This is a genomic window from Legionella donaldsonii, assembly GCF_900452385.1.
Lineage (GTDB): Bacteria > Pseudomonadota > Gammaproteobacteria > Legionellales > Legionellaceae > Tatlockia > Tatlockia donaldsonii.
The window spans coordinates 2,000,586-2,012,666 of sequence record NZ_UGOA01000001.1 but is presented as its reverse complement, the minus strand read 5'-3'; the positions used below and the strand labels follow the sequence as shown (position 1 = coordinate 2,012,666).

Here is a 12,081-nt window from a genome sequence, read left to right as displayed (position 1 = left end):
CAGGGGATGAAATTAATTAATACCATATTGATCTTGATAAGCGAGCAAGCGCTCCACTTCTCTCAATTGCCCATCCTGGCGCAAGTAGTTGATTAAATCGAACAGGGTGATAATGGATAAGACGCGAATACCTTGCGCCTCAATTTCCGCAAGAGTAGATTGATTTGTTATACCACGTTCACAGCGATCAAGGGCAATAACAACGGTTGTAAGCTTGCCGCCATTTTCGGCAATTAATGCTTGTGATTCGCGAAAGGCTGTTCCCGCTGTAATGACATCATCGATAATAACTGTATTACCATGCAGGGGAGCGCCTATGAGTTGTCCGCCTTCGCCATGCGTTTTAGCCTCTTTGCGATTAAAAGTAACGGTTATATCCTTTCCCAGTTCAGCAAGGGCAATTGCTGTCGCAGTTGCCAGAGGAAGGCCTTTGTAGGCAGGACCAAACAAATGTTGGAAATCAATACGATGTTTTATTAATGTCTTGGCATAAAATTGACCGAGTTGGCGTAGGGCTTCACCTTGATAAAACAGTCCTGCATTAAAAAAATAAGGGCTTAGACGCCCAGATTTTAAAGTAAACTCACCAAACTTTAAGACTTGGCAATCCAGGGCTAAGCGAATAAACGTTTCTTTATAATTATCCATTTAAACATCCTATAAAATAAATCAAGCAAACCTGCAGTCAATAATCAATTCAAAGTAAGATACTTTATAAGGATAAAGGCTTAATTCGAAGATTTTAAAAAAAATCGTTAACAATCAATAAAAAACTGTTATGCTAATCATAATGCTTGGGCACTCAAGCATTGTGATGTATCCATTGTAGCGCAAATTAAGAGGTATTTGAGGCATTTCTTTTATAGTTGCCCGCAATTTGAACTGCGTGGATGCTGAAATGTTTGCCCTACCGCTTTAGGTAGAAGAGTTTAAGAAGGGGATAGTGAATGTCGCAAAGAGAAACTGGCCATGTTAAGTGGTTCAATGAAAAAAAGGGATTTGGATTTATCGTCAATCAACAGGGCGATGATATATTTGTGCATTACAAAGATATTCAAGGTGTTGGGTTCAAAACCTTACATGAAAATGATTCAGTAACTTTTATTCTTGATAAAGGTCCCAAAGGGTTCAAAGCACAAGATGTTATAGTTGTTAGCGAATAATTATTAAGCAAGTCAGGCTGATGTGCCTGGCTTGATATTTATTGCTAATGGTTTGTTTGGATTCCTAATCTAACTATTTCTTGACCTTCAGGGGTCAGAATCGTTATTATTCGCCCATTCTGGTTTATTTGAAATCAAGAGACGAGGTTCAGCTCGTTATCGCCAATGATTTTTTAACTCAAGTATGAGTTGTTAGGCTGCAAGGTACGGCAGTACTGCAATTCAGGTGAATTTAATAATTAATAACCAAAGCGTGAAGAACCTCACAAACGGTAGGAGTCGTGGAATGGAATCGGTGCAACGTGTTGCAGTTATTACAGGGGCTGCGAGTGGTATTGGCCTTGCGTTAGCTCGGGTTTGTATCCAGCGTGGGATTCATGTGGTTATGGCTGATAATGCTGTTACCGCACTTTGTGATCAAGTTGAGCAATTAAGTACGCAGGCAAAGGTTGATGTTCTTGGCGTTGTTTGTGATGTAACAAAGCCCGAAAGCCTCCGGCATTTGGCAAAACAAAGTTATGAGCATTTTAACCGTATAGATTGGTTATTCAACAATGCTGGTGTAAGTGGTCATTTAGCCCCGATATGGGAATTAACAAGTGAACACATTCGTAAAGTTATGGATATCAATTTGCATGGTGTGATTCATGGCATACAAGCTTTCTTGCCCTTAATGTTTAAACAAACTCATCGTGCCCATGTGATAAATATGGCGAGTTTTTATGGGTTATGTAGCGGTTCACAGATGGCTGCTTATGCAATGTCTAAGCATGCCGTAGTTGCACTTTCCGAGTCGTTGTATTTTGATCTTAAACGTTTGGATAAACCCGTTGATGTATCAGTGATTTGCCCATCTTTTGCCAATACTCAGTTACTCACTAATTCCGCTCCTTTGCATGCGGATAAATTACACCATATGGTAGCTGATTTAGTGGCTCGGAGCCGACCTGCTGAAGATGTGGCTGAACACATTGTACGGGAAGTAGAAAATAAAACCTTTTATATTTTACCCGATAGGGAAGTAAAAGAGTATTGCGAAGAACGTACCAAGGCTATTATCGAGCAAACAGAGCCGTATCAGCATAGCCTTGAAAAAATTATTGCTTCTTTAAGCAAACGCGCTATGGCAGGCTAGATAGACGCTATCAAGAGAGTATTTGACTTCAATAGGCTTTCTGATTACCTTTGCGGGCAGAAAAATGATGGAGTAGTGAATGCCTGATCAAATATCTTATTTATTAAAAAAGAAAGTATTCTTACCCTTTTTTTTGACCCAGTTTTTTGGTGCTTTCAACGATAATGCTTATAAATTATCCATATTAACTTTGATTAGTTACCATTTGAGTACCACTCCAACTCAATCAGAGCATTACCAAGCTTGGGCTGGAGCCCTATTTATTCTGCCATTTTTTCTGTTTTCTGCTACTGCAGGGCAGCTGGCAGATAAATACGATAAAGCTAAAATGGCTCGATGGGTAAAAGCATTTGAGGTTCTACTCATGGTTGTTGGTGCCTTTGCCTTGCATTATCAAACTGTTTTACTGATGATGATGGTTTTAACAGGAATGGGTATCCATTCAAGTTTTTTTGGACCGTTAAAATATGCTATTTTGCCCGATCTGTTGCCGCGTCCGTTATTACTTAATGCAACCGCGTTAATCGAGTCAAGCACCTTTTTAGCTATTCTGTTAGGAACTACTTTTGGTGCCTTGGTTATTGGAAGTACAGAGGCTCATATAAGTTACGCAATAGTATTAACCAATATAATAGCAATTCTTGGTCTGCTTTCCAGTTTATTTATTCCAAATACACCACCCAAAATAGAAACGTTGAAAGTAGATTGGCATGTTTGGCATGCAACTAGATTAATGTTGAAAGAAACCATGCTAAATAGAAAGGTCCTACCGACGATTTTTACTATCTCATGGTTTTGGTTGCTCGGTGCAGTTGTTCTCACCAAATTACCGGATTATATGCATTATGTTTTAAATGCTGATACATCTGTTTTTGCAGTTTTTTTAGCATTATTTTCGATTGGTATTGCGTTTGGATCTATTGTAATTGGGTATTTGCTGGGAGGAAAAATTACCTTAAAATATGTACCTTTGGCCATGTTGCTATTATCAGCATTTGCTATCGACTTGTATTTTGCATCGCCTAAAGTCACTTCTACGTTACCTTTGCAAAAACTCTCTCTATTTTTTACTCAAATAAATAACATACGCATTACTATTGATTTTTTCCTTTTTTCCTTTTGTGGTGGTTTATTTATTGTTCCTTTGTATACTTTCCTGCAGGTAGCTAGTGAAGATGAGATGCGAGCCCGTGTAATCGCAAGTAATAATATCTGCAATGCCTTATTTATGGTACTCGGTTCTCTTTTGGTGATATTTTTACTGTACCTACAATTAGGTATAGCAGTTATTTTTCTTATACTTGCTATTTTAAATGCCTTGGTAGCGATAGGATTGTGGTTACTATTGCGTAAATATTTTAAAAATTAAATCAGGGGCTGTTTATCTATACTATCTTATTATTTATGAGCTTGATTTTCTTTGCTGCACGGTAGTACTAGAAAATAAGACTCATAATTGCCCAAGCTGGCAAGCTATTTCATTTGTTTAAGGGATGCTTATGAATAGTTCTATCGCTCTTATTGTAAATAAAAAAGCTAAAAATGCCCCTCAAATAACTAATTATCTTACGGCATTTGATGATAAGGGAATTAATTATTATTATTTTGTCGTTGAACCCAATGATTTGGTAAGCACTATTCAAGACTGTATAAAAAAATTTAAGATTTTATTAGTCGGTGGTGGAGATGGAACAATTCGCAGTGCTGCTCAATATTGTGTTAATACCTCCACAATTCTTGGTGTACTTCCTCTTGGCACAATGAATCATTTTGTAAAGGAGTTATCGTTACCTGCAGATATAAATAGTATATTGGATGCTATTGCAAAACCTCACACTATAAAAATTGATCTGGCTGAAGTGAATGGGTTGGTATTTGTTAATAATTCATCACTTGGTATTTATCCTCAATTCGCTCGAAGAAGAGATTATTATGCAAAATTTTATCATAAGTGGTTGAGTTATATACCCAGCATTATTCAGACTTTCCGACATCATGGAACGTTCCAGATTACGATAAAAAATGAAAATTTGGATTTATCACTGAATACTTCTTTTTTTATGGTTAGTAATAATCTTTACTCTTATCAATTTCCTACCAAAATAGAACGTAGTAATTTCAAACAAGCGCTTCTTGGTATTTATTTTTTGAAGTATGGCAAGCTTAGCCTGGAAAAAATGATTCAACACCTCCTGGGAAAGAGCACTAATTTTGAAATAATGAAATCTGCGACTCCAATTAAAGTAGAAGTTAAGAATAAAGAGAGAATCTCTATTTCTTTGGATGGAGATGCTGTAGTGACTGATTGCCCCTTGATTTATAAAACTATACCTAAGTCTCTTCAACTGTTGACGAATAAATATGAGAATAATCCACATTTCTGATTTGCATTTTGGAATGCATCAAGATCATGTTAGAGAGGCTTTTTTAGCTGAATTAGCCTTATTAAAACCTGAAATTATAATCATTTCAGGTGATTTGACCCAACGTGCCAAGACCTATCAATTTGAGTTATTGCAATCTTTTTTACGGTGTTTGCCAGGCGAAGTCCTGGTTGTGCCTGGCAATCATGATATTCCTCTATACAATCTGCTTGGGAGACTATTTTATCCATTTAAAGCGTATAAAAAATACATTGCCAAGCATTTCAATGCTCAATTCTCTACAGATTCCCTTGCAATTTTGGGTGTTAATAGTGTTGATCCATATCAAATTAAAGATGGCCAATTATCATCAAAAATAATTAAGAAAATAAAGCAATATTTCAGAACAGAGAAAAAAGCCGTTAATATCTTATTTTTTCACCATAATTTTGATCGTATTGAAGGGTTACACAAACCTTTGGAAAATGAAATGGAGTTTCTCTCTTTTTTGCGCAGTAGTGATATTGATATAGTGTGCACGGGACATCTTCACTATGCGCATGTGAGTTTAATCAAAAAAGATAACATGAAACCTTGTCTGATTTTGCATGCCGGAACTTTATTGTGCACACGGAGTAGAGATGCTTTGAATAGTTATTTTGTTATTGACTTGGAAGGCGGCCAATGCGCTATTGATTGGCGTGTTTTTGTTAAAGAGCAGTTTTTATCGCGCAAAAATTATTCAATAAAATTATCGGAAGTCAATGCTCTACTGGAGTAGTTAACCTTCATGCCTGGCAATAGCTACTAGTTGAAGGTTAACCATGTGATTCCAATTTGTTCTGTTTACCCTATGCTTCCAGCCAGTCTTGAGCGGGTAGAAAATCACTGTACAGGCTGGCCTCTGCCGTGTTTTCTTGTGGATGCCAGTCATATTTCCAGTGCACTTCGGGAGGCAGTGACATCAAAATAGATTCAGCTCGTCCACCTGATTGTAAGCCAAACAAGGTACCGCGATCATAGATTAGGTTAAATTCAACATAACGCCCGCGTCTATATAGTTGGAAAGCTTTTTCTCGTGGGCCATAAGGCAGATCCATGCGCTTCTTAACAATGGGTTCGTAAGCTTTCATGAAATGGTTGCCTATACTTTGCATCAAGCCAAAACTATGAGAAAAACCGCCTTCATTGAAATCATCAAAAAATAATCCTCCAATACCGCGCGCCTCTTGACGATGTTTAAGATAGAAATATTGGTCACACCATGATTTAAAGCGCGGATAAAGATCACTGCCAAACGGTTGACAGGCAGCAAGGGCTGTTCGGTGCCAATGTTGGCAATCCTCGCGAAAACCGTAATAGGGTGTCAGATCGAATCCACCACCAAACCACCAAACAGGGGGGGTATTTTCTTTTTCAGCAACAAAAAAACGTACATTAGCATGTGAAGTTGGCACATAAGGATTATCAGGATGAATAACAAGTGATACCCCAAGAGCACTGAAATAGCAGCCTGCAAGTTCTGGACGGTGGCTGCTGGCGGAAGGGGGAAGTTGCTCACCAGAGACGTGGGAAAAATTGACTCCTGCTTTGGCAAATACTTTTCCCCCATTAAAGACACGCGTTAAACCGCCACCACCTTGCGGTCTCGTCCATGAGTCCTCGTGAAATTGCCCTTGGCCGTCGAGTTCAGTTAAGGTGTTACAGATATTATTTTGCAATTGCAAAAGATAAGATTTAATGGATTCAATGGCATTTTCTGGTAGCTCTGCAGACTTATCTTTCATTTGATTACCTCTGATTCAATCAGGCATTCCTGGCACGATTATCAAGAGTTTCCCTATTCATTGAGTTATAAGTTACTAAGTGAACAACATAAGCAACTTACTCTTAAATTGTGTTAATGACAATCATCGCGAGAAAATTTCATAAAACCTTATTAGGGTTTTTGAGAGTCGGAGAATTAAAAGAATAGACGTCACCAGAATTGGCTACAGGGGAGAAGTGCAAGCGTAGAGCTGGAGTGCCCACGGAAAGTACAAGAGGAATGCGAGCACTGTAGCGAAGCAATTCTCCTCTGCAGCGAGTTTACGAAGAAATTTAATGAATTGGCACAGCATTTGCTTGGCATGCTACTACAGGGTTTCAGGAGTAAAGGAATGGCATTTGATCTGGACAGTTACCTCGGTATACATGCGAAGGCATTAGTGCTTCGCGATCAGCGTTCATCGCAACTTGCTCATAATTTGGCAAATGTGAGTACACCTAATTATAAAGCTAGAGATATTGATTTTAATGATGTTTTAGCCCAGTCCATGTCATCCTCTGCTCAACAAATGGTTGTGGATAATCCAAACCATATCGATGGACAGACAAATTTTGCAGGTCAACTTAAATATCGCACACCGAGTCATGTGTCATTAGACGGTAACACGGTTGATAAGGATTTGGAGATAACTGAATTTGCTCGAAATGCGATCTCTTACCAGGCAAGTTTAACTTTCTTGGATAATAAGATTAAGTCAATGATAACGGCGTTGAGAGGAGAATAATCATCATGTCATTGAATAACGTTTTTGACATTGCTGGTTCAGCGTTGGTTGCTGAAACTACACGCCTGGCAAGTAGTGCCAGTAATATGAGCAACGCCAATGTTGTAACGGGTAGTCCAGAGGGTACTTACCGAGCCCAATATCCAGTGTTCCAAGAAATACAGGAAGAGAGTCAGCAATGGATGAATAATGAAGTTCGGGCAGGAGTCGCAGTCCCGCAAATTTATGAAAGTCAGGCAGAGCCTGTCAAACAGTATCAACCTAATCACCCACTGGCTGATAAAGATGGCTTTGTTTATTCACCCAATATTAATTACGTGGAAGAAATGGCGAATATTATTTCTGCATCGAGAGCCTATCAAATGGATCTTGAAATGCTTAATACCAGCAAACAACTAATACAACGCACTTTGCAGTTAGGACAGTAAGGGGTAAATAATGACTACGAATCCGGTGAATGGGGCAAATATAGGTGTCAATCAATTGTCACAGGCAGGAACTACGCAAGGCAAGGGATTAGGCCAACAGGATTTTTTAAGATTGATGGTCGCACAGGTTCAACATCAAGATCCCCTGGAGCCTAGTACTAACGGTGATTTCCTGGCCCAATTGGCACAGTTTAGTACGAATGACGGTATTACTAAGATGCAAGAATCGATTGAGCAACTTGCTAGCTCCCTGCAATCAAATCAGGCATTACAAGCATCCGCTTTAGTGGGCCGTAAGGTTTTAGTGAATAGCACTAGCTTAAGTCTTGGACAAGAAGGTGATACAAAAGCTGCCGTTGATATTCCTGCTGGGGTGAGTGATTTGACAGCTTCTATTTATGCCGAATCAGGGGAGTTAATTAGAAAAATTCCTTTAGGGCAACGAAGTGCGGGACAATTTGAGTTCAGTTGGGATGGATTTAATCAAAAAGGTGAGCGTGTTTCTGCCGGAAAATATGCCATTAAAGTAAATGGCATTTATTCTGGCAAGGAAGTTGCCTTAAGAACTATGACAGCGGCCAATGTAGACAGCGTGAGTTTAGGTCAAAATGGTGAGGGTTTAAAATTGAATGTTGCCGGTGTGGGGCCGGTATCACTCAATGACGTAAAACAAATTACCGGGTAAATGGAATTTGCAGCGCATTCAAGAGAATAAACTGCAAGTGCCAAAGGTTATCAAATTGGGGTTTAAATCTGATAACCAGAATCAAACGGACAGGAGGCAGTCATGGTATTTGGAACAGCACTGAGTGGAATTCAGGCAGCATCTTCTGATTTGGATGTGATTGGTAATAATATTGCAAACTCGGCAACCACGGGTTTTAAAAGTTCGCGGGCTGAATTTGCTGATGTATATGCCACTGGTTCTTATGGAGGCGGTGCCAATTCTATTGGAAGTGGTGTACGTCTATCCCGAGTACAGCAAACGTTTGGTCAAGGCAGTTTTACTTTTACCAATAACAGTCTTGATCTGGCCGTTAGTGGTTCCGGTTTCTTTGTTTTGGATGATCAAGGCTCCAAAGTTTACACCAGAGCAGGTGCCTTTGGGGTAAGTAATGATGGTTATATCGTAAATAGTTCCAATCAACGTTTGACAGGGCTAATTGCCGATCAATCTGGTGCGTTAAGTAGTTTGGCCGGTGATCTGCAAATTAATACCGCTAATATCAACCCAAATGCTACAACACTCGTGACCAGTGGCTTAAATTTATATTCGAATGCCACAGCGCCGACGGTCAATTGGGCGGGTGGTGTTTCTCCAGCAAGTGATACTTACAATAATGTTACATCCTCGACAGTTTATGACAGCCTGGGGAATTCACATGTTTTATCCATGTATTTTATTCATGCTGACTCCACCGCTGTTCTAGGGGCTCCGAATGCGTCCACACCTCCAGGAACGACTAACCAATGGTATGTGGCATTCCAATTGGATAATCAGGATCTTCCCCCTTTAGGTGCTGTAAACAACACGGATAATTTATATCGTATTAATTTTAATAGTGATGGATCTTTTGCCAGTGCGGCAGATTTAACCAATGCTCCTTTAGCCAATAACCAGATTCCTCTATCAATTGCTTTAACGAATGGAGCAAATCCTCTAGCGTTTAACGTAGACCTCACCAATAGTACTCAATTTGGTAGTCCTTTTGCAGTGCAATCAAACGTTCAAAATGGTTTCACCACAGGGCGCCTGGATGGTTTGGATATCGATGAAGAAGGTATTTTATTTGGACGTTATACGAATGGGCAATCGCGAGTCATGGGGCAAGTTCAGTTAGCCAATTTTGCCAATCCAGATGGTTTGCAGTCTTTAGGAAATACCAATTGGGCTGAAACTTCGGCGTCAGGACAAGCTTTGATTGGTAACCCTGGCACCGGTAGTCTTGGTTTGATCCAATCAGGTGCGCTTGAAGATTCAAACGTGGATCTGACCGGTGAGTTAGTCAAGTTAATTGGTGCCCAGCGTAATTTCCAGGCGAATGCCCAGACTATACGAACTGCGGATGCGGTAACGCAAACAATTATTAATATCCGTTAAAAATAGGCTCTATGAATAATCGCTGTGAAAGATGAGCGCCAATAATAAGAAGAGGATCATAGAATATGGAACCCATCCTTTATAATGCCATGAACGGCTCACAAACCGATTTTAATCGTCAGGCAATTAGCGCAAACAATTTGGCTAATAGTGGTACAGTAGGATTTAAAAGTGAGTTATTTCAGGCACAATCTATGTATCTTACTGGTTCAGTAACTACTGCTGAAGCATTGGTTGGCGAGCAAATACATGGTGTGGATTTTACCGATGGTCCTTTAATGACGACTGGACGAGATTTAGATCTTGCTGTCCAGGGAGATGGCTGGTTTGCGATACAGGATTCACAAGGCAAGGAAGCGTATACACGGGCAGGTGATTTTCATGTCGACGAAAATGGAATGCTAATGACAGCATCAAAGCATCCTGTTCTGGGTGATGGAGGACCAATTTCCATTCCTCCCGCGCAGCGAATTGAGATTGGAAGTGATGGTACGATATCAATAGTACCGCTAGGTGCAGAGCCCAATGAACTTGCAGTCTTGGATCGCCTTAAACTGGTTAAATTAGCAAACAAAGATCTCATTAAAAGTAATGAGGGTTTAATGAAACTAAAAGGGGGGGGCGTAGCTCTCGCAGATGCCTCGGTGGTCTTGGTGAAGGGGGCTTTGGAAGGTTCTAACGTGAATCCTGTTGCAAACATGGTTGAATTAATTAATACGGGAAAAGAATTTGAAGCGCAAATGAAAGTTATGCAGACCGTCGACGAAAATTCACAGAAATTGGCACAACTATTGCAAGTGTGAGTTTTATAATAAAAATAATAATAAAAACAAGGAACGGCCATGGAACCAGCATTATGGGTTAGTAAAACCGGTCTTGATGCGCAAGATAAAAATATTGCAAATATTGCTAACAATTTGGCAAACGTCAACACAACAGGTTTTAAGAAGGGAAGAGCAGTATTCGAAGATTTAATTTATCAGAATTTGCGTCAGGCAGGTGCTCAATCCAGCCAAAGTACAGAAATACCGACTGGTATCAATATGGGTACTGGTGTGCACATGGTTGCCACGCAAAAAATATTTAATCAGGGAAGTATCCAGAATACCCAAAACCCTCTCGACATTGCCATTCAGGGAAGAGGATTTTTTAAGGTATTATTGCCTGATGGCACAGAAACCTATACTCGGGATGGGACCTTCCAGAGTGATTCTCAAGGTCAGCTTGTTACGGCGAATGGCTACGTGTTGCAACCCCCCATGGTTATCCCGCAGCAAACTTTAAGTATAACCATTGGTAATGATGGTACTGTAAGTGCGCTTGTTGCAGGAAATAACGTGCCAACTCAACTTGGTATTATTCAATTAACGGATTTTGTGAACCCAGCGGGTCTGCAACCACTAGGTCAGAATTTGTTTGTTGAGACTGTTGCTAGTGGGCCTGCACAAACTGATAACCCAGGCAACTCAGGCTTAGGTAGCCTTTTACAGGGTTCCCTGGAAGCATCTAATGTCAACGTGGTGGAAGAGCTAGTGAATATGATCCAGGCTCAACGTAGTTATGAGATTACTGCAAAAGGAATTCAGACTGTAGATAACATGTTGCAGTATTTAACCCAAACGTTGTAATTAGGTATTGGCGATGACTAATTTTCGGTATCTCTTAGGCGCAGGAATTATATACTTGCTCACAGGTTGTGAAGCATTAAATCCACCCTATCCAGGAACTGAACCCGAGTATTCGCCTACCTACCCAACAACGCCGGATCCTACCCAGAAGCGTTATGCAAATGGTGCTATTTACAATGCAGAAACGGTATTACCGCTTTTTGAAACGCCTCGTGCAAGGCATGCAGGTGATCTGGTTACGGTGATCCTGGTGGAAAAAACGGATGCTCAAAAGCGTGCTATTACCCGACAGCGAAAAAATGATAAAACACAAATTGTGAATGCAACGGTAATGGGGCGTCCGGTGAATTTGGGTGGTGGTTATAACTTTGATTTCGATTTAGATGCCAACCGTAAATTTGAAGGAGAGGGACAATCTGTACAGAATAATAAATTGGCAGGCAGTATTTCAGTAACTGTGGCCAAGGTTCTGGCAAATGGAAATATGGTGGTGCAGGGTGAAAAGTGGATTCGTATTAACCAGGGTAGTGAGTTTGTGAGGTTGTCGGGAATTATCCGACCTCAGGATATTCGGCCAGATAATTCTATCACGTCAGATAGAATAGCCAATGCGAAAATAGCCTATGGTGGTGTGGGTCAAATCAATAATACGAATGCACAAGGTTGGTTTGCCCGATTTATTTGGGGGCCTCTCTTCCCGATATAAGTTGT

The 12,081-nt window shown here is 40.1% G+C and carries 14 protein-coding genes; 12 read left to right on the top strand and 2 right to left on the bottom strand.

The window, feature by feature from the left end:
* Window positions 1-12: 12 nt before the first annotated feature.
* A complete protein-coding gene (gene pyrE, locus DYC89_RS09205) occupies window positions 13-648 on the bottom strand; it encodes an orotate phosphoribosyltransferase (protein WP_115221518.1) in 636 nt (211 codons plus the stop codon).
* A gap of 299 nt (window positions 649-947) precedes the next feature.
* Between pyrE and DYC89_RS09200 the strand changes: the two genes are divergently transcribed.
* From DYC89_RS09200 to DYC89_RS09180, 5 genes are all read left to right on the top strand, one after another.
* A complete protein-coding gene (locus DYC89_RS09200; protein ID WP_115221517.1) occupies window positions 948-1,163 on the top strand; it encodes a cold-shock protein in 216 nt (71 codons plus the stop codon).
* A gap of 286 nt (window positions 1,164-1,449) precedes the next feature.
* A complete protein-coding gene (locus tag DYC89_RS09195) occupies window positions 1,450-2,298 on the top strand; it encodes an SDR family NAD(P)-dependent oxidoreductase (RefSeq protein ID WP_115221516.1) in 849 nt (282 codons plus the stop codon).
* A 79-nt stretch (window positions 2,299-2,377) separates the two neighbouring features.
* Window positions 2,378-3,667 (top strand): MFS transporter, encoded by a 1,290-nt coding sequence (locus DYC89_RS09190; RefSeq protein WP_115221515.1) that lies wholly within the window; start codon window positions 2,378-2,380, stop codon window positions 3,665-3,667.
* Between the two features lie 130 nt (window positions 3,668-3,797).
* A complete protein-coding gene (locus tag DYC89_RS09185; protein ID WP_115221514.1) occupies window positions 3,798-4,682 on the top strand; it encodes a diacylglycerol/lipid kinase family protein in 885 nt (294 codons plus the stop codon).
* Entirely contained in the window at window positions 4,660-5,442 is a 783-nt protein-coding gene (locus DYC89_RS09180; protein ID WP_115221513.1) for a metallophosphoesterase family protein, read from the top strand. Before DYC89_RS09185 ends, DYC89_RS09180 begins: the two co-directional genes overlap by 23 nt.
* 70 nt (window positions 5,443-5,512) lie before the next feature.
* On the opposite strand, the gene hemF is transcribed toward DYC89_RS09180, so the two are convergent.
* Window positions 5,513-6,448, bottom strand: coding sequence for an oxygen-dependent coproporphyrinogen oxidase (gene hemF / locus DYC89_RS09175; protein WP_115221512.1), 936 nt, complete (start codon window positions 6,446-6,448; stop codon window positions 5,513-5,515).
* A 372-nt stretch (window positions 6,449-6,820) separates the two neighbouring features.
* On the opposite strand from hemF, the gene flgB reads away from it, so the two are divergent.
* From flgB to DYC89_RS09140, 7 genes are all read left to right on the top strand, one after another.
* The gene (gene flgB, locus DYC89_RS09170) at window positions 6,821-7,213 is read left to right on the top strand and encodes a flagellar basal body rod protein FlgB (protein ID WP_115221511.1); all 393 of its coding nucleotides are present in this window, start codon (window positions 6,821-6,823) and stop codon (window positions 7,211-7,213) included.
* 5 nt (window positions 7,214-7,218) lie between these two features.
* Entirely contained in the window at window positions 7,219-7,641 is a 423-nt protein-coding gene (gene flgC / locus DYC89_RS09165) for a flagellar basal body rod protein FlgC (RefSeq protein WP_115221510.1), read from the top strand.
* 10 nt (window positions 7,642-7,651) lie between these two features.
* Window positions 7,652-8,326: a flagellar hook assembly protein FlgD gene (locus tag DYC89_RS09160; RefSeq protein ID WP_115221509.1), complete on the top strand. Its 675-nt coding sequence runs from the start codon at window positions 7,652-7,654 to the stop codon at window positions 8,324-8,326.
* Window positions 8,327-8,428: 102 nt separating this feature from the next.
* Window positions 8,429-9,742: a flagellar hook protein FlgE gene (gene flgE, locus DYC89_RS09155; protein WP_115221508.1), complete on the top strand. Its 1,314-nt coding sequence runs from the start codon at window positions 8,429-8,431 to the stop codon at window positions 9,740-9,742.
* A gap of 65 nt (window positions 9,743-9,807) precedes the next feature.
* The gene (locus DYC89_RS09150) at window positions 9,808-10,545 is read left to right on the top strand and encodes a flagellar basal body rod protein FlgF (protein ID WP_115221507.1); all 738 of its coding nucleotides are present in this window, start codon (window positions 9,808-9,810) and stop codon (window positions 10,543-10,545) included.
* A 39-nt stretch (window positions 10,546-10,584) separates the two neighbouring features.
* The gene (gene flgG, locus DYC89_RS09145; protein ID WP_115174988.1) at window positions 10,585-11,370 is read left to right on the top strand and encodes a flagellar basal-body rod protein FlgG; all 786 of its coding nucleotides are present in this window, start codon (window positions 10,585-10,587) and stop codon (window positions 11,368-11,370) included.
* A gap of 13 nt (window positions 11,371-11,383) precedes the next feature.
* A complete protein-coding gene (locus DYC89_RS09140; RefSeq protein ID WP_058445397.1) occupies window positions 11,384-12,076 on the top strand; it encodes a flagellar basal body L-ring protein FlgH in 693 nt (230 codons plus the stop codon).
* The last annotated feature ends 5 nt before the right edge of the window (window positions 12,077-12,081 follow it).